Raw genomic sequence first — 21,208 nt, forward strand, 5'->3', positions numbered from 1 at the left:
AGTTAACAGTTATCAGTTAACTGTTAACTGATAAATTTAATATTCCCTTTCCTTATACGCTAGATAAATAGCTTCTAAAAAAACATCAAAAGTTGCACCTTCTGGTATTTGTTCTAGATGCAGAATAGCTTGTAACTGTTGGGTTAACTGAAGAGATAGAGAGGCTTTTGCCTTGGGCGACATTAAACTACGCCGTTGCAAATACTCTCGAATCACAGCAAAGTCGTCTGGTAATAATGATGATAAATCGCAAATTTGTAGTAGCTGCTCATGCAGCGACTTAGCCTGTTCGGAAATGGTAAAAGTTGCTGATGTCACAGGTATTTGGGCTTGAATCACAATCGTACCAGCAGCCAAATCACCAAGGCGCTTTTCCAGGCGACTCAAAGCAATTAAAAAAGCTCCAATATACAAAAACTCGTCGAAAATTCGTAATAAGCCCCGTAAGGTTGCTTGTTGCAAACCAATTGGTCTACCATCATCTCGCACAACACGAATTTTGGCAAAACGTTTACCAGGGGTTTGTCCTTGCCATAGAGTTTCAAAAAATACGAAGTAGCCAGCATAAATACAGAAGCTAACGACGAAAGCGATCGCCATCAACCACAAAGCCACTCCTGAGCCAAAAATGTCTACCCAAAAATCGCCTAGCTGCACTGAAACTATAGTCCAGACAATAAAAAACACCACCATAATCACGGCTAAAACGTGATAGTCAATGATTAATGCCCAGGCACGATTACCAATTCCAGCGAGGCTGAATTCTAGTTCTACACTTTCTGGTGTGCGGAATTTAACACGGTTAAACAGGTGCATAATAGTTCCAGTGTTGGCGTTTAAATCTCGCGATCGCGTAACTTTAAGCCTAACCCTTCACGACGACTCCGTAAGTCATAGTAAATTACCGCTTGGATTGTTTTCCAGAATGGCACAATCAAAGCCCCACTGGTGAAACTTATACCCAGAATTAACACGAAAAAAAGTAGCGCATAAATACCAGATCCATCTTGCACTAAAGGTGTGAGAACTAGCTGAATAATAGTACTGACAATCTGAACAACAATTTGAATAGGTATTGTAATCAAAAAAGCCACAAATCCAATTAAAAGAATCCGCCATGCATTACCCTGTGTTAATTCCCAACTACGCCTAATACTTGATGCAGCATCCATATTTTCCTCAATTGCCAGGTGTACACCCACTAGATAAAACCTGGTCAAAAACCATAAAATTACTACAAGTGCCACAATGCCTAGCACAATGCCTATCAACCCCACAAGAATAGTCACAGCAGCAACATCTGTTTGTTGAGCGCCTCTCCCAATGAAACCCACTGCTAGGGCACCCAACAAAGTAAATACAATCCCCACACCCAAGAAAACTCCTATACCTATCAGCCCCAGTAATATCATCGCCCCGAAAAACTTCCATAATCGGGAATTGACAAAACGCTCACCCGATGAGATGCTCTCCGGTTGATTGACTAATTCACCAAAAGCCAAGCGAGAAATCAGCGATGTCAGGGCATAAAATTTTGCCCATCCATAAACTGGAATCAGTACCCACAAATAAGCCTTGAGAGCAAGTAAAAAATAATCCTTCAGGTGAGAACGATACAATCGCAGTCCCGCACTCACGACATTTCCCACACTCAGTGGTTGTATGGAACTGGAATCTCCAAAATTACCAGACATGATATCAACTTTTCCTTGAAAGTACGGAGATGAATTTGAGGCTATCTTAAAGTACCTTATACCTAATATTCCCAAAATTTATGAATATTCAACGTTGGATTGCACGCAGAGAACAAAATTGGCAGCGTCTGGACGCTTTATTAAAGCAATTAGAAAAAAAGGGTCTGAAATCGTTGAGAGCTATAGAAATTCGTGAACTAGCTAGTTTATATCGTTCAGTGGCTGCTGATTTGGCACGGGCTCGGACTCAGGAAGTAGGTAATACTTTGATACAAAGTTTACAGTCCTTGACAACTCGTGCCTATACGCAGATTTACCAAGGTTCACGAAGGCAGGAATGGCAAGCCGTGGTGGAATTCTATCGCTGGGGATTACCTGCTGTAGTTCAGCAAACATTCGCATATATCGCTGCTGCTACCGGTTTGTTCCTGCTGGGGGCGCTAGTTGCTTGGTGGTATGCTTGGCAAGATCCCGCGTTTATGTCACTGATAGTACCTGATCACTTGATTTCCCAGGTGCGAGATGAGCATAAATTGTGGATGGGGTCAATTGTCGGTGTTGAACCCCTAGCATCTAGCGGAATCATGATCAATAATCTGTCGGTTTCCTTTGCTGCTGTTGCGGGTGGGATGACAGCAGGAGCGTATACAACTTATTTGATGGTCTTTAATGGTTTATTGATTGGTGCTGTTGGTACTTTAGTGGGTCAAAATAATCTTGCTTATCCCTTTTGGGCATTTGTATTTCCCCACGGTTCCTTAGAATTACCCGCAATATTTTTTGCTGGTGGGGCTGGGTTTTTATTAGCAAAAGCAATTTTATTTCCTGGTAAATATCGTCGGGGTGATGCTTTAAAATTCTATGGTTCCCAAGCAGTACGATTAGTATTTGGTATTGTACCTATGTTGGTGATTGCTGGGATTATTGAAGGCTTTTTCTCTCCTAATCCTAGTGTGCCAAATCCTTTTAAGTATGTTGTGGGGATGGGTTTGTTTGTACTTTTGGTGATTTATTGTAGTCGTAAGCGCCTTTAAAGGAATGCTCAATACCTGATTAGTGCTGTGCCCCTTGTATCGGCCATTTAATTTTTCCCTGCTAGCGTAGAAAATTTATTACTGATCAAAATAAACAAGCAATGAGCATTAATTGACCTGGAAAGTGGACATCTACTGAAGACATACTACAGTTATCGGTTTTAAATTAATCTCTCCAAAAGCAGTACTGGTAGCTAGAGTGACTAAGCTTCTTGCAAAAGTCGGGGAAAGGGGAAGGGTGAAAGGAATGTAATTTCCCTTTTCTTGCTGCTGATAAAAGCTAGTTTCGCAAGAGGGTTATCAACCCTAGCTATTTTTTAGTATTTATGTCAACATCACAACAGCCGTAAAATTACTGAGGAGACACTAACTAATGGACTTTCAAAACGCTTTCACCAAAAAATCTTCCCGCCGTCAGGTTCTGGTGAGCGGAGCAATTGCAGGTGTCGCAAGTGCGTTCGGTTTACCACTGATTGCCGAAAAAGTTGATGCACAATCACCAATCAATAAGCAAAATGATCTAAAAATTCTTAATGGTGCCCTTTACTACGAACATCAGGCAATTTGGGCTTATAGTTTCGCTGCAGGTAAATTAACTACCACTGATGTTGGTAAAGCTGTTTTAGCCCTGGCTTTGCGTAACCAAGCAGATCATAAACAACATCGGGACGCTCTAGCAGCTGCAATCACCAGTTTGGGCGGAAAACCCGTCAAAGCAGAGGCTAAATATGATGTTTCGTCATACATCAAAAGGGGTGAAGGCAATGTAGATAGTGATGTGAATATTGCCAAACTAGCACTGGCTTTAGAAACAGATGCAGCGATCGCCTATACTCAAGAAGTCGCTAAGTTGAAAACACCAAAATTGATCACTGTCGGTGCAAGTATTGGTAGCACTGAGTCTGCCCACGCCGCAGCTATTCGCGCCACATTCAAGTCCCTCGGCGTAAATCTAGAAATTGTCCCAGCCGCTTTCGTTAGTGCAGAAAATCGTGACGCTTGGGTGTTGAAAGTTTAAATGAGTAATTGAGAATGGAGACAATAGACTTGTCTTGATATAACTAAACACTGAACAAAATCTTCATCCCCTTGTGGATGAGGATTTTTAATAAATTGTATCTGGGTCTATATTTAACTCTCGCAACTTAGCAGCCAATTTTTCTACTTTTTGTTGAGCTATTTCTTTTTGTTGACGTTCATATTCTGCTAACTCTGCGACTTCTTCAGGGGTAGGAACTAACTCACCTTCCGGCGTAAAAAATCGCAATAATCCTTGATAAATACCCAAATATAACTCTAACTGTTGGCTCCACAAATGCCCTTGATTATTAGGTTCTAAAGGCTGATATTTGCCATCTAATAAATGAAACCCAGCAAATTCTAATGTATATGGATCAAACCAAAAATAATCAGGAGTGCGAAAAGTATTTTGGTAAAGGTTTTTCTTCAAATCTCGATCAATATTAGCTGTTGATTCCGAGAGAATTTCTAAAATTACGTGGGGATATTTGCCATCTTCTTCCCACACAACCCAACTTTTGCGGGTTTTGCGTTCTGTGTCTAGCACCACAAAAAAATCTGGGCCACGGAAATGTTCTGTTTTGCGCTTATTTTGACTATAGTAAATTGTCAGGTTGCCAGCAGCGTAGAAATCGTTCCGATCTCGCCACAACCATTTTAGACATTTTAGTAAGAGCATGATTTGCTCTAGATGTAGTTTGCTTTCAAAGGGAGGCTCATCGCTATATAAATCACCTGGAGGAACAATAACATCTTCAGCTATGTCCTGTGTAGTCTCTAATTCTTTAGCTAGAGTCATGATTTTGGTAGAGAATTGCAGGTTAATTGATTTATTTTAGCCTTCAGAAAGCCTCAACCAAACAAAGGTTTGGACTGAAGGCATGACAAATAACAACTATAAATTTTCAGTTTTCCAATTTGCCAAATCAGCTAAAGAGCGATCGCGATAACGTCCATAACGCTCTGGTTTACTCTTGATTTTCATCCCCAATTCTGGGAAAATACCAAAATTAGGCGGCATTGGTTGAAAATGCTTCGGTGAAGCGGAACTGATAAACTCAAACAGTGCCCCCATCATAGTTGTCGGTGGTAGACTTAATGCTTCTTTACCCAAAGCTAGCCTTGCAGCATTGATTCCCGCCAAGCAACCACCTGCAGCCGCTGCGGTGTAACCTTCAGTACCAGTCAACTGTCCAGCGGCTAGTAATGTGGGGCGTTGTTTAAATTGCAGAGTCGGATACATCAACTGGGGTGCATTAATAAAGGTGTTGCGGTGCATGACTCCCAGTCGCACAAATTCCGCTTTCTCCAAACCAGGAATTAGCTGAAAAACTCGTTTCTGTTCACCCCAACGCAGATTTGTTTGGAATCCTACCATGTTCCATAATTGACCAGCTTTGTCTTCTTGTCGCAACTGCACTACAGCGTAGGGACGTTCCCCAGTCCGACTATCAGACAATCCCACTGGCTTGAGGGGGCCATAACGCATGGTGTCTTCCCCGCGTAATGCTTGTTCTTCAATGGGTAAACAAGCTTCAAAAAATTTCGCCGTCTCCCGTTCAAAATCTTTGAGTTCCGTTTGTTCTGCTTGGCGGAGTTCTTCCCAAAACCGGAGATACTGCTCTTTATTCATCGGGCAATTGAGATAAGCAGCCTCACCTTTGTCATAGCGCGATGCCATGAAGGCAATATCCTGGTTAATCGATTCTCCCACAATAATTGGGCTAGCGGCATCAAAAAAGCTCAGGTATTCCATACCCGTTAAGCAGCGCAAATCCTCCGCTAAGTCAGGGCTGGTTAAAGGGCCAGTTGCTAAAACTACTACGCCTTCAGGAATGGCGGGGACTTCACCACGGCGGAATTCAATTAACGGGTGACGAGATAAGGTTTCTGTTAAATCTTCGCCAAATTTCCCTCTGTCTACAGCTAGGGCACCACCTGCGGGTACGGCGTGTTCATCGGCTTTGGCAACGATTATAGAACCAAGTTGGCGTAATTCTTCATGTAATAGGCCTGTGGCGCGATCGCTAGCCATTGCGCCAAAAGAATTACTACATACCAATTCTGCCAGATGTTCTGTATGATGAGCCGGGCTGAAGCGTTTCGGCCGCATTTCATGCAGAATTACTGGTACACCAGCTTGGGCGATTTGCCATGCTGCTTCTGTCCCAGCTAATCCACCTCCAATTACTTGTATCGGTTGTTGTTCCATAATTCAATACTCAATCTGCTGGGCGTCCATATCACCAATATAAACGAACCTACACCCATAATCTGCCACAGGCTCCTGTGTCGTTGAGCCTACAGTGTACACACAAGTCGGAAAAACTACATCCACCTAAGATTTGCAGTGCGTGACGCTGGCATGACGGCGATCGCATTTGCTATTTCGGCGTGTCCATAACGCACCCCACGAAATTACTAAAAGAGTTGAAACCTATGCGGGTCATACTTATGTGTACACCGTAGCGTTAAGCTACTGGAGGCGGATCATCCCAATATAGCAGAACAAGACTTACGCACGGACTGAGATTTTGCGTCATTACGAGCGAATTGTATCACTCATGATTTTCCCAAAACTTTTCACTCAAGAGGGCATTAATTTCAGCACAAAATTGCCACTCATCCGGCAAATGAAACTGTGGATAGTCTTCTCGTGTTTCTGAAAGGGCAGTTTTCCAAGCAACTGGAAAGATTTCAACCCAATAGTTGCATAAACTGGGCGATTGTTCTAGCAAATCTGTTAACTGTCTACGTTGTTCACGAATAGTCAGTTCCCAACCTCGATAGTCGTTTGGTAGGTTAACATAAAGGCGTTTGATCAAATGATTAAGTAACACGACTAGCCGATGTTTGAGTTCTCGTCTATCTCGTCCTGCCAAGCCTTCAATCTCCTCAATCAAGCTATCGATATCAATGTCCTCAAATTGCCTTTGTTTCAGCTTAATCGCGGTGTCGTCTAACCAGGCAACCAGATCACTCTGATAGAGGGTTTTCTGCACTTGGGCTTGTGTCATGGGAATTGCTCCTCTCCGACGCTGACTTCATTTTATCGGGATTCTGACGCGAATTTTAGCACCTTGATTACGCGTCGAACGCTCCGTACCCTACGGGAAGGCTAACGCCAACGCAATGACTACACATAATTTTGCCTGATTTTTTAATTGCTAAAAAGGTACAGAGTCAACAGCCTAGTAGTCTGTCAGGGTTGAAATGAGGGACTGTAGTGTGAGCGTCTCGCTCACGCGGGCTTTTCGGCCCGCACTACCAAAAACCCCTCAAAACAAAATTGACAAACCACTAGTCTACTTCAGTAGACTTTAGCTAAAAGCCAAAGGAATTCATTCCAAGGCGGGTATGAAAGCCAGCAAATAAGCTATCTGTTGCTTAAGTTGACACCAATGGGCAGTGCCGTGCCCCTACAGCTTGGGATATAATTTCGTACCACATCTGAATGGGAACCGCTATATCTGTTGCGAAAGTGCGATCGCGCTAGATAAGTAAATCGGCACAATAAAAGCAAACAAGGCTCAAATCCTTCTACCTATTGCCTAATCCCAGCGATAATTATTCACGCCTAGTTACTTGTCTTGTACCCATTGAACTTTATATTTAACTATAGAAAGATAAGTGTAAGGAGAATGCCATGAGCGAATATCAATACTATGAATTTTTGGCATTAGATCGACCTTTAAATGCTTCAGAGAAGGCTTATGTTCAAAGTCTTTCTAGTCGTGTTGAATTGACATCAACCCAAGCAAAGTTTGTTTACAACTACGGCGATTTTCGTGGAAATCCACAGGAATTGTTAGAAAAATGCTTCGATATCATGCTTTATATGGCAAGTTGGGGTTCTCGACAATTAATATTTCGCTTTCCCAAATCTTTGGTTAATGCAGATGTGTTTGAACCCTATTGTCTTGAAGATAGAATTACTGTCGCAACTACAAAAAAATCTGTAATCCTAGATATAAACATTAGCGATGAAGAAATGAGCCATTGGATAGATAGCGGTGAGGGTTATTTATCTGACATGGTATCGTTACGCAATAATTTATTGCAAGGTGATTATCGATGTTTGTATCTTGCATGGCTTAAAGCGGCAACAATAGACTTCGATCCAGAATCGGCAGATTGCATCGAACCTCCCGTACCTGCCAATTTGGATGATTTACCAAATTCACTTTTAGTTTTGGTCGATTTTTTGGAAATTGAGCAGGATTTGATGACTGCAGCAGCTATGGCCAGTGAGTCCCAAGAAGAAGAGGAGGACTCTCTAGAGGATTTAATCCCAAATTTGAGCGATCGCGAAAAAAATGATTTTTTAGTTCGGCTTCTCAACGGCGAGTCTCATCTTGAGATACAGCTAAATCATAGGTTGCGGGAATTATCTGGTAAAAAAGAAGTTCATGTTAATTATGACGCTCCCAGACGCACACTTTTGGAATTGCTAAAACTTGCGGAGGGAAAAACTACTCAGCGAGCAGAAAAGGAACGAGAATTAAAACGTCAAGCGAAGATACAAAAATTACAAGCATTGGCAAAGAAGAAAGATAAAGTTTGGGAACAGGTATTCGAGTTAATTACACTCAAACAATCCAAACCTTATGACCAAGCTGTTGCACATTTGGTTGATTTACGTGATTTGGCTGAGTATCAGGGGAAATTAGAGGAGTTTCAAGCAAGTATTCAGCAGATGCAAAAAGATTATAGTAGCCGTCCTGGATTGATTTCACGTTTGCAGAAAGTAGGGTTATTGAGGAAGTAAACCAATTTTTAATAGCCTACGAATGCAATAAGTAGTAGTGCAAAAATATTTATACATTTTGAAAACTTCAAACCCTTGTCATTGCGTTCGCGTAGCGTCTCGAAGAGAGGAACGAAGCAATCGCAATATATATTTAATTTTGCTTAACTACTTATTTTTAAACCCTCCACATCTAAAAGTGGTAGGTTTGAGTGAGGGATTTAACCCCGACTCAAACAATGATAACTGATACTTCTGGTGCGTCGGCTACGCCTTAAACGGAGCTATGCCGCAGGCTTTACGACTGCGCTCAATACAAGTAACTAATAACTGTTCACTGTTCACTGATTCAATACCGTTTTCACATGGTCAGCTAGTCTAATTGCCAGCGCCACAATAGTTAGTGTAGGATTAGCGAAGCCGCCTGTGGGAAAGACAGAGCTACCTGCGATAAACAAGTTAGAAACATTGTGCAGCTTACAATTGCGGTCAACAACACCCTGGAGGGGATCGTCATGCATCCGTGTTGTTCCCATATGATGATGTGTACCAGGATGGATCAATTTTGGCAGTTCTCCATCTCGTTCAACTTGCAGTTCACCAATTCCAGCGCGAGCAAATTCTGCTTTGAGCATATCTTGCGATCGCTTAATCGTGTCAATATCAATATCATGCCACTGCCAGTGTAATTTGACTTTTTGGCGACCGAGGCGATCGCGATCGGTAGTTAGTGTTACTCTGTTATCTGGAAAGGGTGCTTGTTCTGTTTGATGCCAGACTTCAAACTCACTAAATCTCCGTTCAATATCCCTCAAATATGACCAACCACCCCAAGCCAAACTAGGAAGAAATGGTTCCTGCTTTATCAATGCTCCATAAGCAGCAGGTAAGATATAGTCAAGACCAGCAATTACGTTCCTGATGTGTTTGATGCTGTCTTTACGCACTGCTGAATTATGCATAAAAGCAAGTAGTGTTTTCAATGCATTCACAGCTTGCAATTGATACGGTTTTGGAATAGGAAATAGTATCGCACTAATATTTAGCAACTGTTCGCGACGCATGGTTTCTTCTGTCAATCCCAACTTACCCATTACTGGTATGTTATTAACGCGCCGCAAATCATATAAAGCTGTATTCTGAAAAATATCGGAACTACTAGGAATCAACTTACCGCACTTCACCAAGGGATGATCCATAAAGAATCTACCCACTAAATCATTTTCGTTACCTAATCCAGCTTTTTGCAGCTTATTTGATATCAATAGTAAACGTGCGTTTTCAATTCCACCCGTTGCCAAAATAAAAACTTTAGCACAAACCCAAAATTCCTTACCTGATAAACAAGCTACTCGTAAACGGGTAACTTTTTTAGCTGTTTCGTCTGTTTCAATCTCAACTAAATTAGCGTTGAGATAAGTTGTAATGTTACTAGCATGATTAATTTTTTCACGATACTCATGAGTGAACACAGCACGTGGACCAAATTGAAACATACCAGTCGTTATATTATCAATAAAAGATAACTGCGGTGTATGCTCGTTCTGCCAAGCTTCGGCATCATATACAAAATCCCCTAGTTTGCATACCACTTGAGCGCGTTCATAGAAAGGATCGAGGTGAGATTTATCAAAAGGCCAGCCACTGTATGCTAACCAGTCTCTTTTCTCGAAATCTATTTTATCTAGTGGTACATACCTCACACCAATTTGATTATCACCTATTCTAATCTTCCAGCAGTTTGCAGTACCACCAAATTGCAATCGGCGTGAATCATCCAGCGTACCAAACAAATTTTCTACACTTTTTCCTTGATAAAGTGACTGAGTCTTTTGATCAAAATCGATTCTGCCACTTTCTAAAAGACAAACTCGAAAGTTTGTAGAAACAAATTCACGTGCTAAAGTAATCCCTGCTGGCCCAGCACCAACAATACAAACTTCCGTTTCAATAGTCTCATCAATAGGTAATTTAAGTGCATCAATTAACATAGTTTAGTACACCATCAATTTTTATCTAAATGGTTAAGACAAAATGAGAAAATCAGCCTACATTTCAATATGGTAACGAACCATTTGCCGATTCCTATGTGTAATATCATCAACTCATATAAGCATCAATTGAATATGAGTTGATTTAATTAGGAGTTATGCCTGGATAAAAAATAACTATATAAATCCTATTTGATTTTTGCATAAATCTAAGTCTCTGTAGATTGGGCAATGACCACCAAAACCTGGACTTGGTAGCATTACTCATCCTGCTTATAGCTTAAAAATCAAAGCTGACTGCCATATCACAAGCTTATTTTGACTGTTAAATATTTACTTAGATATGCAGATTATAGTTAATTTATCAACGCATAACTCCTAAAAAATTTTAATTAGCAAAAGCAGCTTGCTGCTTGTAGCTATGGCTTTTTGATGTGTTTACCATTTCAACTAAGTTCTTTAGATTAGCTTTGCGTTCTTGGACTTCGGGAGTTAAATTTAGTCCTACTGTTGCCAAAATATTTTCCCACCGATATACCCAGTCATGCCTTAATAACGAGTTGACAATATTATCTGTGGATATTCTTTCTATATCCTCACTCTTCCCATCTAAATCAGCTATAATATCAGCTATATTAGAGCAATTAAATGGAATTTCAATTACTGCATTTGTCCAGTCAAAGTTTTGAGTAAAAGCCTCACATTTTGGAGGAACTCCTAACATTATTGCTCCGCCTGCTGCTCCTTCAAAGAAACGTGGACCCACCTCTTCTTGTAAATTAGTTTGACCAGTTAAATCAAATTTTGCTTTATTAACTATCATATAGCGACTTCTCTTGATAAAGTTACTATAGAGACTGCGATGGTATCGATAATCAACCATATATAATTCTTTGATAGTATCGTAGATATAAAATAGATTTTTCTGCTCTACTAATTCTAGTAAAGAATTATGAGTAACTGCTGAACGTCGCCCTATATTCAAAACATCAACACTGCGCTTAAGATTAATAGAATCTGGGTAAAATTTGATGGCATCAACGCCATAAGAAAGTGAATGGCAAGGCCGTTGTACAATATCCGCAACCTGATCAATACTAGAGTTGAAGTTCATGAAAATATTATCGAAATTTTTTAAAAGCCGTAGTTGAACTAGCCAATTATCAATATCCTTTGCCCAAATCTCATCTAACCAACAGACAGCATAACGGCACTTTTCTCTCCAACCTTGGATAGAGTTTAAAACCAGAATATCCTGAATTGATTGGCAAAAAAAGAAAAATAAATCGTATTCTTTCTCTATCTGGATTTTCTGGTTGACTAATGATTTAATATATTTGCCGTTTTTAAAAAATTTGGCTGTATTGTTGGCTAATTTATTGGTCACTTTAAAGATATTAGGATCTAAACTAGGTACAATTAAATCAACTGTATCGCAACCACAAATTACATCTTCAAATTCATAAACTGCTGCGCGAGAAACATGGAGTTTTAAATTTCGCATCGATACAATTAAGACTCGTGATTCTTCATTGACATGACGGACATTGTTTTTCAGCATATTTTTTCTCCTGCAATATAAAAATAGTTATTAAAGCTTTTATTGCAAGCTTCAATAATAAAAAATACACAATCACTTAATATTTGATCGCTGAGTTGATTTTGAACTCAGTAGGTATATGCAATCCTAAATTTACTTGACCTGTTTTTACCTTTAACTAATCACAGAAAAGCTGCCGCATTGACAAAGTTGTGGCTTGATGAAAGCCATGTTTTCTGTTTGATTGGTTTTTGAATGAACTTACGAATTATTTAAACTTCCATTTTTTTACTAGATATATATTCACAATATCTGCAAAATAATAATAATTAATGAGGTATTCGTAAAACTTTTTTAATGACATTGCAAAGCTTATGAAAGGGTTCAGTATTGTTACCCAATCAACAAGAGATTAAATCACATTATTTCAATTTGTATGGGATTTTTTATCTTGCTGTATGATTTTCAATCAAGGTATGAGTTGCTACTTTTGAAAAAAATAAACAAAAAAAACAGGATGTTTTCTGTTTATTTTTTATGCATCAAAAATCACATCTTTTTGTAGTTTAACAAGAGCGATCGCGTTTTCCTACAGCGACTAATAAGCGTCTTCCCAAGCGTCTGGCTTTTTTACCTTGTGTCTCGTAAGCAGCAGTTTCCGAAATTACTGTACTGGTAGCAATGAAATGAGGAAGATGCGGCAGCATAGGCGTTGGCTATAATTCCCACTGCTTCTAAAGCACTTAACACGCCATGAGCAAATGCACCTTTAAAGCTACCCGACGCACAGGCAATGGCTAATGATTTATTGGCGTTGCTGAAGAAAGTATGAATTTGTCATTCTGAACGGAACATAGTGAAGTGTAACCCATAGGGGATCTTGCTACGCCTAGCGTTCCGAAGGAAAGAATCTCGCAGATGCTTCATTCTGCTAGTGCTACATTCAGCATGACAATCACAATTCATCCCGCAATCAGCAACGCCGATTTATTAAATGACAATTTATACCTGACAAAACTTTTCAAACACACTCTAAATATTTCTTTTGCAATCCCTCTGGAATCGGAATAGGACGACCATTCTCTAAACTGACAAAAGCACCTTTTTGTGTAGCTACTGCTGCTAACTTATCGTTAGCTACAATCTCAGCTTCCACAGTCCACTTGAGCCGTCCTAAGTTACTCACCCATAAACGACCAATGACTTGATCAATCAACTTTATCGGTCGTTTATATTCAATTTCTGTTCCTGCAAGAATAGGTGCATATCCTTGCTCTATTTGTTGATCAAGTTGCCAGTGTTCATCTAAAAACTTTAAACGCAAATCTTCAAGCCATCTGATATAAACTATGTTGCTAACAATGCCAGCAAAGTCTATATCATAGGTTCTGACAGGTATTTTTATCTGGACTTCAAATGGTCTGTGCAAGTTTTGAGTTGATGACATGATTCCTCCTAGGAAAAACTAATTAAGACCGTTCGGTTTGTTAACTCTCAAAAAAAATACAAGCTTGTAAATTTAGAGGACTAGTATTTGATTTTTGAAATACACTTAGGCATTTGGTGGGCAATGCCCACCCTACTAAGAATTACAGAATTAGTGAACAAATACTTCAAGTATCAAACTTCTATTTTGTAATTCAATGTCAATTCATCACCAGGTAAACCTCTAATGCCCCAATTATATTTGGGTGTTTCAAAAATAGTTATCTCAATATCGTTGATGGGAATATTGAAATTGCCATTAATTTCTTGAATTAGCAGACGAATAAGCTTTTTTTTAGTGTCTACGGAGCGTCCCTCGAACATACTAATTTCAATAATGAGATAGTTTTCTGTCCGATCATTTGGATAATAAAAGTCTGTTTTATTTAGTGGGAAAAATCTATGAAAACGCTTTTCCGGTTGAATCTGTAAAACCTCAATTAGAGATTTATGGAGAATATTTGATAACTTGGCTTTGATGGGGTTTAGTTGATCGGCTAAACCATATATTTTGATTTGTACCATAGTTTTAAAGAAGATTGTCTATATATTGATGCAAATGATTAATGGCTCTTTGCATATGAATATCATCTCCATATAACTTGCTCATCATTATGGCTCCTTCCAGCGTGACAATGATGATAGTTGCGATTTCATCCGCGTCAATTTTAGGCTGAATTTCACCTTTTTTCATGCCGTTTTCAATAACGTGACAAATCAGGTGACGCCAAGAATCCATAGCTTTTTGAGCGCGATCGCGTAACGCTGGATAAGCATCATCACTCTCAACAGCAGTATTCAGCAGTGGACACCCGCCTTTAATCGGTGGATTATTCAAGTAGCTGCGAGATATATCAATCATCGCTTTTAGACGTTCAATTGCATGGCGTTGGCTGCGTAATGCTGTTCTGGTACGCTGGCTAACGCAGGCGATCGCATACTCAAAAGCTTGTAGCGCTAACTCATCTTTACTCTGGAAGTGATTGTAAATTCCTCCTTTCTGCAAACCTGTGACACGCATAATATCGGCAATCGACGAGCCAGCATATCCCTGTTGGTTAAACAGTTCGGCTGCTTTTTGAATAATTCTAGTTTTTGTCTCTTCGCCTTTTGACATTACAAGGGAATTGGGGAAAATATATTACTAGTACAGTGCGGCGGAAATAAGCAGACCATTCTCAATCGCTAAAAAGCTTACTCCATATTACTTTTGACTTTTGACTTTTGACTTTTGACTTTTGACTTCCGCCTTGCGGTACTAGTCCTTTGCTCTTAGTGTGTAATTATTAGGGGGAGCAACGATAATACAGACCAAACGGTCTTATTAAGACTAGCACGACAAAAATCTGAAAGTCAATTCATATTAGGGAATTAGGAATTGGGACTTGGACACATTGATTATTTCCCCAATCCCCAATCCCCAATCCCCAACTAGTAGTCTGTCAGGGTTGAAATGAGGGACTGTAGTGTGAGCGTCTCGCTCACGCGGGCTTTTCGGCCCGCACTACCAAAAACCCCTCAAAACAAAATTGACAAACCACTAGAGTGAAAGAGTTAAAATCTTCTCGATGACTTGAGAATTAACATCTTGGTGTTCACCTAAAGCGACAGCACCGCGCTGTTCCAAACGTTCAATAATCACGGGAATGGTTTCTAGTCCGACACCGTAGTCAGACAAGCGAGTGCGTACACCTACAGACTCGAAGAAGTTGCGAGTGTTAGCGATCGCTTTTGTCACCCGTTCTTCTTCACTACCATCGACGATCCCCCAAACGCGATCGCCATATTGTAAGAGTTTTTGCCATTTGCTTGAGCGTTTAATTGAGAGGGTGCTGGGTAGCACAATCGCCAAAGTCTGAGCATGATCTAAACCATGCAGTGCTGTCAATTCGTGACCAATCATGTGGGTAGCCCAATCTTGGGGTACGCCTGCACCGATTAGTCCATTCAATGCTAAGGTTGCAGCCCACATCACATTAGCCCGTGCATCGTAGTCTTGGGGATTCGCTAAGGTTTTCGGTCCCTCCTCAATCAGTGTCTGCAAAATTGATTCCGCCCATCGATCCTGCAATGGCGCGTTGACTCGATAAGTCAAATACTGTTCCATTACATGGGTGTAAGCATCGACAATCCCATTACCAATTTGTCTGGGAGGTAAAGAAAAAGTCGTTTCCGGATCAAGAACAGAGAAACGAGGAAACACTAAAGGACTACTAAAATATAGTTTTTCTTGGGTTTCCCATTTGGTAACAACTGAGTTTGTATTCATTTCCGAACCAGTTGCGGGGAGAGTCAGCACCGCACCAAAAGCGATGGCAGATGCTACAGGTGCGCTATGAGCTAAGATATCCCAAGGATCACCGACAAAAGGCACTGCAGCCGCAATAAACTTAGTCCCATCCAGAACAGAACCACCACCAACAGCTAGTAGAAAATCTATATCCTCATTCCGCACCAGTTCCACTGCTTTTAAGAGAGTTTCAAGGTGGGGGTTGGGTTCAATCCCGCCAAACTCAAACACATTCCGTCCAGCTAACGCAGACTGAACCTGATCATAAACACCATTGCTTTTGATGCTACCGCCGCCATAGGTAATGAGAATTTTAGCATCAGCCGGAATTTCAGCCGCAATGTTGGCGATTTGACCTTTGCCAAACAGGATTTTGACTGGGTTGTAAAAAGCAAAATTTTGCATAAGTGCTTACACGAAGGATGCGGATTTTACCTTGTGTATTGTAATCAGTTTCGCCATTTCTTGGCCGACACCTTTTGCCGATGCAGGATTTTGACAGGCAATTATAGCGGTTTTCAGATCCGTGAGATACACTTTTAAAACGAAAAGACAAGCGCAAAAAACTAACCTGTTGTTATTCCTACTCAGCACCCAGGAATTAATGCTTAGGTGATTTCTAGAAATAATTTTACCAATTGGAAGGCAAACAACCGTGCCCTGCGGGTTCCGCTTTAGCGGTATGCCCCTACAGTTCACTCACAATCCCCTATCAATTTTTATTGGAGGAAATCTCCTTAATTAAGGGCGATCGCTTCTAAATTTAAATAAATAATTTTCCCAACACACAAAACCTACTAAAAGTCTATTTAACCAACACATTTAGTTGTTTCCAATTCCATCGCATCAGAAACAAAACATGTCCCACCAAACTTATTCAGAATTGCTTTGATATTTACCTCTACTACTGGCAATTGTTCAGGAGGAAAAAAAGCAATAATATAAACATTATCCAACATAGTCATGGCTAAATCGTCAGTGATTTTGCCCCTAATACTTTTTCCAGCTACATCTTTAATTACTGTATGACCTTGGACACCTGAATATTCTAAACTTTCTAAAATCTTAGGAAGTTCTACGTAATTGGCAAAGATTTCGATGCGTTTAACTGATTGCATAATCTTATCTCCACAGCAGATTAATTGCGTATAAATATAGAGGAATACCCACAATAATATTAAAGGGAAATGTCACAGCTAAGGCAGTAGAAATATACAAACTGGGATTGGCTTGTGGAACAGTTAGCCGCATAGCTGCTGGCACAGCTATATAAGAAGCACTAGCGCAAAGTACCAAAAATAAAAGGCTATCTCCTTTTGGCATCCCGATCACTTTGGCAATTAGTAGACCCACTGTAGCATTGACAATGGGAATGAGTATGGCAAACAAAATTAGAAAAGGCCCAGTTTTTTTCAAATCCTTGATTCTTTTGGCGGCTACCAGTCCCATGTCCAACAAGAAAAAAGTAAGGACTCCATAAAACAAGTCCTGGGTAAAGGGTTTTAACACCTGTCCACCGTGTTCCCCAGTCAGTATACCCATGATCAGACTACCAACTAGCAAAAATACGGAACTATTCAGGCAAGCTTCTTGTAATACTTCAGACCAAGAAAAATCGCGCTTACCCTGTGTAGCTGTGAAGACATTTACTAAAATTAAACCGACAATAATCGCTGGAGATTCCATTAAAGCCAGAGCCGCTACCATATAGCCGTCATAAGGTATATTCAGTTCTGTGAGGAATGAGCCAGCAGTAATAAAGGTTACAGCACTGATAGAACCGTAGGTAGCTGCGATCGCCGCTGAATTATAGACATCCAGTTTTAGCTTCAGAATAAAAAATGTATAAACCGGGACAATACATGCCATGATGATTGCTGCCATCAAGGTGAGGATAACTTCCTGATTGATGCCGCTTTTAACCAGTTCCACACCACCCTTAAACCCGATAGAAAATAGTAGATAAAGGGAGAACAATTTGGGAAGAGGAGCAGGAATTTCCAAATCAGACTTGAGGAAAACCGCCAGCATCCCCAGAAAAAAAGCCAGGATGGGTGGATTCAAGATGTTAGATATTACCAAACCGACATCCATTTCCACCACTCCTAATTATTTTGTAATTAATAAACCTTTATGAATTGTTGCATAAAAGTGCCACTTAGGATAGATGGTAAACATCTTTGGGAACCATAACAAAAAGATCCTCTTAGATACTGACAATGCAAAAATCTCCTTGGTTTTTCTTGATCCGCATGGCCATCTCAGTATTCCTTGCTGAAACATTGATCATGCTCATGTTTCTGGTGTTGCCAAAATTGCCAGATTTGGTTGAGACATTTCTCGATGCCACTCTATTAACATTGCTGATTACACCGGCTTTATATTTTTTCTTTTATCATCCTTTGAATAACCAAATGTTAGAATGCTTATTAATAGAACAGGAATTAAGACATTCAGAAGCCTATTTAAAAGAACAAGCTCAACAGCTAAAACAGACTATGCAAAAGCTCCAACAAGCTCCCCAACTACTTTTATCTGAAAAATTGTCTAGCCTAGGACGGCTGGTTGCTGGTGTTGCTCATGAGATTAATAATCCTGTTAATTTTATTCACGGTAATCTCATCCATGTGACTAACTATGCACAATCTTTGTTAGCTATTATTGATATTTACCAACAACATTATCCTCAGGCTAATTTAACAATTGGCGCTTTAATTGAAGAATATGACCTTGATTTTGTGGTAAAGGATTTACCAATCCTCTTATCATCTATGCAAAGAGGAACAGAGCGTATTCAAAAGATTGTACTGGCATTGCGTAACTTTTCTCGCTTAGATGAATCACAAATAAAATCTGTTAATATCCATGATGGAATTGATAGCACTCTGTTACTGCTTCAGCATCGCCTAAAACCGGAAACAGAAAATATTGGTATTAAAATTGTCAAAAAATATGATGATTTACCAGAAGTAGAATGCTATCCAGGAGAGTTAAATCAAGCATTTATGAATATCATTAGTAACGCTATTGATTTCTTGACACATGAAAGCTTAAATCCTGCTATATCAAATATTAAAAATCACGTTAGTATGATTACAATTTGTACTCAAGCTCTCAATCAAAAATGGCTACGGATTAGTATTAAGGATAATGGTATAGGTATAAACAACCAGATCAAATCACAGCTATTTGAGCCTTTTTTTACAACTAAGCCATTAGGTGAGGGAATTGGACTAGGTTTATCAATCAGCTATCAAATTATTGTGCATCAGCATGGAGGCAAGTTGCAATGTATATCAGCACCTGGAGAGGGAGCAGAGTTTATCATTGAAATTCCATTTTGTTTGGATCAAAAATAAGTTTCGTCCCAGATTAATTTGAGCAATAAACTTGGTTTTATTCGCGCTCAATCAAGATAAAGTATTGATTAACGATGAATTGCACCATCAGGCATGATAGCTCCAGCTAAGTTGGCTCCAATCAGTTTAACAAGCAAGCGATCGCCTGAACGAATCCTCGCTCCTGTTAAATCTGCTCCCCGCAAATCAGCACCACTCAGATCAGCACCAATCAAGTTAGCCGAGCGTAAATTGGCTTCCCGCATATCGGCTAAAAGTAAGTTTGCCCTAAACAAATTCGCCTCAGATAAATCTGCACCTCTCAGATTAACTTTGTGCATAAAAGTATCACTGAGATTTGCACCACTCAAGTTAGCAAAACTCAAGTTTCTGCCAGATAAATCTTTGTTGCTTAAATTGGCTCGACTAAAATCTTTACCACTTAAATCTGGGTGTTTTTGTGCTGGTTGATAGGTAGTTTCTGGTGGCTGTTGCTGGTAATGTGGTGGTGAGTAAGCTGTAGCTTGATGCTGAACTTTTGAAGAGCGTAATCTATCACGAGCTTCATTAATTGCTTTGAGTTTATCTTGTGCTTTTTGTTTTAAACGGAGATTCTCGTTGGGAATTCGATCAGGATGCCATACAAAAACTAAATCTTTGTATGCCTGATTCACTTCCTCAAGTGTTGCTCCTGGCTCTAATTCTAAGACTCTATAATACCGCTCCAGCTCGCTCATAAGATGTTTTGGTGGTCAATCAACTTAATTATGAGTGATGCAGCCGTCTATCGGCTTAATCCTTTATTAAATCTCCGTTGTCTCGTCTAATTTCCGATCAGATATCATTTGAGATTTTTCAGTACCATTTGCAATATTTTTAGCAACTTGACTCCGAATTTTAGATTTTAGATTTTTTGGTACTTCTGCGGAGAAGCAAGCTACATGCACAGCCGTGGGCGGAACAAATTCAAAATCCTTAAGTACCGCACCCTTGTAGTCGGGGTCAATCCAAAATTGGAAATCCAAAATCCAAAATTGTTTGAGATTATCTAAAAATTGTAACAATTAGTTTTGTCGTCTAAACTAATTATTAATGATTGTTGACGTGTATGATGCAAAATTTCTGATTATATCTTCCTGATACAGCAGAGTTTATAATTCAGTAGTTAGCTTATCTTCCCATTTCCCTATCCCCGCGAAAGTTTCCATGAGAGGAAGCCGACCCTCTAACTTCTCTCCATCTCCCTACTCCTCCATTTCTCCACCGATTTACAGCTCTCAAATATGCCGCAACTGGAATTTGATAAATCTCAATAAAAATCCAAATAATAATTGCTAAATGCAACAAAAAAGTTAGGATAGTCCAGATTGATGGTAGCCAGGTAATCGGTTCATGTGAATTTGGGGGAAAATTATAAGCTACTATGCCAATTAAAGCTGTGGGAAGAAGTATAAAACTCATCGCTGCCAACCCATAACCCCAACCCAATTCCACACCTTCTAACTGGCCTTCTGTCCAATTAAAACCACTCCAATGCCAAATTAGGGGCGGTTGTCTGGAAGGCATTTTAATTTGCTGCTGTTCTAGATTGACAGTAAAAATCTCTTGGCAAAAGTCACAAGCCATAGCTTCCATTAATGGCATATGAGTAATCTTACCTACATGACATACTGGGCAAGGGTAAACCCCGTGATAGTCGAAATGTGTAGCTAAAATTTTGGAAGTGGGCATCATAGGGAATTCAAAATTCAAAACGAAGAAACTTTTGGTTGAGCAGCTTGATAGCTTTTAAGATCATGGAACTTAAAAGCTAACTAGCTGAAAACTGAGTGGCTCTAAAAATTTGATGGGATTGCGGCGGCATTAGGCAAAAAAGATGAATTATGAATTTGCGGATTTTTTAGTGTTGATCATTTCCATTACCGATCGCTGTAAAGTTATGTAAATTCAATGATCCCAAGTTTTGATATTTAGAATAGTACTGAGTTTAACCCTTTTTTGAGTGTTGTGGGGGTCTTGACGCCACCAACTGCGTCTGTTATTGTGGCAGTACCTAAAATATTAGATTA

20 protein-coding genes are annotated in these 21,208 nt (G+C 39.8%); 4 read left to right on the plus strand and 16 right to left on the minus strand.

All coding sequences use genetic code 11. From position 1 onward, the window contains the following. Window positions 1-36 precede the first annotated feature (36 nt). Both CAL7507_RS20290 and CAL7507_RS20295 read right to left on the minus strand, forming a co-directional pair. On the minus strand, window positions 37-816 hold the full coding sequence (locus tag CAL7507_RS20290; RefSeq protein WP_015130364.1) for an RDD family protein: 780 nt from the start codon (window positions 814-816) through the stop codon (window positions 37-39). Window positions 817-836: 20 nt separating this feature from the next. Beyond that, the gene (locus CAL7507_RS20295) at window positions 837-1,694 is read right to left on the minus strand and encodes a glycerophosphoryl diester phosphodiesterase membrane domain-containing protein (RefSeq protein WP_015130365.1); all 858 of its coding nucleotides are present in this window, start codon (window positions 1,692-1,694) and stop codon (window positions 837-839) included. Window positions 1,695-1,774: 80 nt separating this feature from the next. Between CAL7507_RS20295 and CAL7507_RS20300 the strand changes: the two genes are divergently transcribed. Both CAL7507_RS20300 and CAL7507_RS20305 read left to right on the plus strand, forming a co-directional pair. Then, window positions 1,775-2,728, plus strand: a complete 954-nt coding sequence (locus CAL7507_RS20300; RefSeq protein WP_015130366.1) for a stage II sporulation protein M — start codon at window positions 1,775-1,777, stop codon at window positions 2,726-2,728. A gap of 373 nt (window positions 2,729-3,101) precedes the next feature. Continuing rightward, on the plus strand, window positions 3,102-3,746 hold the full coding sequence (locus CAL7507_RS20305; protein ID WP_015130367.1) for a ferritin-like domain-containing protein: 645 nt from the start codon (window positions 3,102-3,104) through the stop codon (window positions 3,744-3,746). 87 nt (window positions 3,747-3,833) lie between these two features. Here the strand turns inward: CAL7507_RS20305 and CAL7507_RS20310 are convergent, their stop codons facing one another. The 3 genes from CAL7507_RS20310 to CAL7507_RS20320 all read right to left on the minus strand — a co-directional run bounded on the left by CAL7507_RS20310 (window position 3,834) and on the right by CAL7507_RS20320 (window position 6,765). Next, window positions 3,834-4,547: a Uma2 family endonuclease gene (locus tag CAL7507_RS20310; RefSeq protein ID WP_015130368.1), complete on the minus strand. Its 714-nt coding sequence runs from the start codon at window positions 4,545-4,547 to the stop codon at window positions 3,834-3,836. 96 nt (window positions 4,548-4,643) lie between these two features. Then, window positions 4,644-5,960, minus strand: coding sequence for an FADH(2)-oxidizing methylenetetrahydrofolate--tRNA-(uracil(54)-C(5))-methyltransferase TrmFO (gene trmFO / locus CAL7507_RS20315; RefSeq protein WP_015130369.1), 1,317 nt, complete (start codon window positions 5,958-5,960; stop codon window positions 4,644-4,646). A 346-nt stretch (window positions 5,961-6,306) separates the two neighbouring features. Continuing rightward, window positions 6,307-6,765, minus strand: a complete 459-nt coding sequence (locus CAL7507_RS20320; protein WP_015130370.1) for a DUF29 domain-containing protein — start codon at window positions 6,763-6,765, stop codon at window positions 6,307-6,309. Between the two features lie 629 nt (window positions 6,766-7,394). Here CAL7507_RS20320 and CAL7507_RS20325 point away from each other — a divergent pair. Beyond that, entirely contained in the window at window positions 7,395-8,516 is a 1,122-nt protein-coding gene (locus tag CAL7507_RS20325) for a hypothetical protein (RefSeq protein WP_015130371.1), read from the plus strand. Between the two features lie 320 nt (window positions 8,517-8,836). On the opposite strand, the gene CAL7507_RS20330 is transcribed toward CAL7507_RS20325, so the two are convergent. The 9 genes from CAL7507_RS20330 to CAL7507_RS20365 form a co-directional block, all read right to left on the minus strand. Further along, window positions 8,837-10,486, minus strand: coding sequence for a GMC oxidoreductase (locus tag CAL7507_RS20330; protein WP_015130372.1), 1,650 nt, complete (start codon window positions 10,484-10,486; stop codon window positions 8,837-8,839). A gap of 388 nt (window positions 10,487-10,874) precedes the next feature. Next, the gene (locus tag CAL7507_RS20335; RefSeq protein WP_015130373.1) at window positions 10,875-12,047 is read right to left on the minus strand and encodes a glycosyltransferase; all 1,173 of its coding nucleotides are present in this window, start codon (window positions 12,045-12,047) and stop codon (window positions 10,875-10,877) included. Window positions 12,048-12,592: 545 nt separating this feature from the next. Beyond that, entirely contained in the window at window positions 12,593-12,733 is a 141-nt protein-coding gene (locus CAL7507_RS32425; protein ID WP_015130374.1) for a hypothetical protein, read from the minus strand. 314 nt (window positions 12,734-13,047) lie between these two features. After that, the gene (locus CAL7507_RS20340) at window positions 13,048-13,473 is read right to left on the minus strand and encodes a thioesterase family protein (protein ID WP_015130375.1); all 426 of its coding nucleotides are present in this window, start codon (window positions 13,471-13,473) and stop codon (window positions 13,048-13,050) included. A gap of 173 nt (window positions 13,474-13,646) precedes the next feature. Next, a complete protein-coding gene (locus CAL7507_RS20345) occupies window positions 13,647-14,036 on the minus strand; it encodes a tautomerase family protein (protein ID WP_015130376.1) in 390 nt (129 codons plus the stop codon). A 4-nt stretch (window positions 14,037-14,040) separates the two neighbouring features. Then, on the minus strand, window positions 14,041-14,628 hold the full coding sequence (locus CAL7507_RS20350; protein WP_015130377.1) for a TetR/AcrR family transcriptional regulator: 588 nt from the start codon (window positions 14,626-14,628) through the stop codon (window positions 14,041-14,043). Window positions 14,629-15,051: 423 nt separating this feature from the next. Next, window positions 15,052-16,206, minus strand: a complete 1,155-nt coding sequence (locus CAL7507_RS20355; protein WP_015130378.1) for an iron-containing alcohol dehydrogenase — start codon at window positions 16,204-16,206, stop codon at window positions 15,052-15,054. Between the two features lie 404 nt (window positions 16,207-16,610). Beyond that, window positions 16,611-16,919, minus strand: a complete 309-nt coding sequence (locus CAL7507_RS20360) for a hypothetical protein (protein WP_015130379.1) — start codon at window positions 16,917-16,919, stop codon at window positions 16,611-16,613. Between the two features lie 4 nt (window positions 16,920-16,923). Then, window positions 16,924-17,895 (minus strand): sodium-dependent bicarbonate transport family permease, encoded by a 972-nt coding sequence (locus CAL7507_RS20365; protein WP_015130380.1) that lies wholly within the window; start codon window positions 17,893-17,895, stop codon window positions 16,924-16,926. A 125-nt stretch (window positions 17,896-18,020) separates the two neighbouring features. On the opposite strand from CAL7507_RS20365, the gene CAL7507_RS20370 reads away from it, so the two are divergent. Beyond that, window positions 18,021-19,160, plus strand: a complete 1,140-nt coding sequence (locus tag CAL7507_RS20370) for a sensor histidine kinase (protein WP_015130381.1) — start codon at window positions 18,021-18,023, stop codon at window positions 19,158-19,160. A 68-nt stretch (window positions 19,161-19,228) separates the two neighbouring features. On the opposite strand, the gene CAL7507_RS20375 is transcribed toward CAL7507_RS20370, so the two are convergent. Both CAL7507_RS20375 and CAL7507_RS20385 read right to left on the minus strand, forming a co-directional pair. Continuing rightward, window positions 19,229-19,876 carry a pentapeptide repeat-containing protein gene (locus CAL7507_RS20375; protein ID WP_015130382.1) on the minus strand — a complete coding sequence of 216 codons (648 nt, stop codon included), beginning with the start codon at window positions 19,874-19,876 and terminating at the stop codon, window positions 19,229-19,231. Between the two features lie 433 nt (window positions 19,877-20,309). Then, window positions 20,310-20,870 (minus strand): hypothetical protein, encoded by a 561-nt coding sequence (locus CAL7507_RS20385; protein ID WP_236556992.1) that lies wholly within the window; start codon window positions 20,868-20,870, stop codon window positions 20,310-20,312. Window positions 20,871-21,208 lie beyond the last annotated feature (338 nt).

It is taken from the genome of Calothrix sp. PCC 7507 (assembly GCF_000316575.1).
In the GTDB taxonomy this organism is placed as follows: Bacteria; Cyanobacteriota; Cyanobacteriia; order Cyanobacteriales; family Nostocaceae; genus Fortiea.

Coding starts and splice junctions, on each gene's coding strand:
- CAL7507_RS20290 (WP_015130364.1), bottom strand. CDS start 816: ATGCACCTGTTTAACCGTGTTAAATTCCGCACACCAGAAAGTGTAGAA.
- CAL7507_RS20295 (WP_015130365.1), bottom strand. CDS start 1,694: ATGTCTGGTAATTTTGGAGATTCCAGTTCCATACAACCACTGAGTGTG.
- CAL7507_RS20300 (WP_015130366.1), top strand. CDS start 1,775: ATGAATATTCAACGTTGGATTGCACGCAGAGAACAAAATTGGCAGCGT.
- CAL7507_RS20305 (WP_015130367.1), top strand. CDS start 3,102: ATGGACTTTCAAAACGCTTTCACCAAAAAATCTTCCCGCCGTCAGGTT.
- CAL7507_RS20310 (WP_015130368.1), bottom strand. CDS start 4,547: ATGACTCTAGCTAAAGAATTAGAGACTACACAGGACATAGCTGAAGAT.
- trmFO (WP_015130369.1), bottom strand. CDS start 5,960: ATGGAACAACAACCGATACAAGTAATTGGAGGTGGATTAGCTGGGACA.
- CAL7507_RS20320 (WP_015130370.1), bottom strand. CDS start 6,765: ATGACACAAGCCCAAGTGCAGAAAACCCTCTATCAGAGTGATCTGGTT.
- CAL7507_RS20325 (WP_015130371.1), top strand. CDS start 7,395: ATGAGCGAATATCAATACTATGAATTTTTGGCATTAGATCGACCTTTA.
- CAL7507_RS20330 (WP_015130372.1), bottom strand. CDS start 10,486: ATGTTAATTGATGCACTTAAATTACCTATTGATGAGACTATTGAAACG.
- CAL7507_RS20335 (WP_015130373.1), bottom strand. CDS start 12,047: ATGCTGAAAAACAATGTCCGTCATGTCAATGAAGAATCACGAGTCTTA.
- CAL7507_RS32425 (WP_015130374.1), bottom strand. CDS start 12,733: ATGCTGCCGCATCTTCCTCATTTCATTGCTACCAGTACAGTAATTTCG.
- CAL7507_RS20340 (WP_015130375.1), bottom strand. CDS start 13,473: ATGTCATCAACTCAAAACTTGCACAGACCATTTGAAGTCCAGATAAAA.
- CAL7507_RS20345 (WP_015130376.1), bottom strand. CDS start 14,036: ATGGTACAAATCAAAATATATGGTTTAGCCGATCAACTAAACCCCATC.
- CAL7507_RS20350 (WP_015130377.1), bottom strand. CDS start 14,628: ATGTCAAAAGGCGAAGAGACAAAAACTAGAATTATTCAAAAAGCAGCC.
- CAL7507_RS20355 (WP_015130378.1), bottom strand. CDS start 16,206: ATGCAAAATTTTGCTTTTTACAACCCAGTCAAAATCCTGTTTGGCAAA.
- CAL7507_RS20360 (WP_015130379.1), bottom strand. CDS start 16,919: ATGCAATCAGTTAAACGCATCGAAATCTTTGCCAATTACGTAGAACTT.
- CAL7507_RS20365 (WP_015130380.1), bottom strand. CDS start 17,895: ATGGATGTCGGTTTGGTAATATCTAACATCTTGAATCCACCCATCCTG.
- CAL7507_RS20370 (WP_015130381.1), top strand. CDS start 18,021: ATGCAAAAATCTCCTTGGTTTTTCTTGATCCGCATGGCCATCTCAGTA.
- CAL7507_RS20375 (WP_015130382.1), bottom strand. CDS start 19,876: ATGAGCGAGCTGGAGCGGTATTATAGAGTCTTAGAATTAGAGCCAGGA.
- CAL7507_RS20385 (WP_236556992.1), bottom strand. CDS start 20,870: ATGCCCACTTCCAAAATTTTAGCTACACATTTCGACTATCACGGGGTT.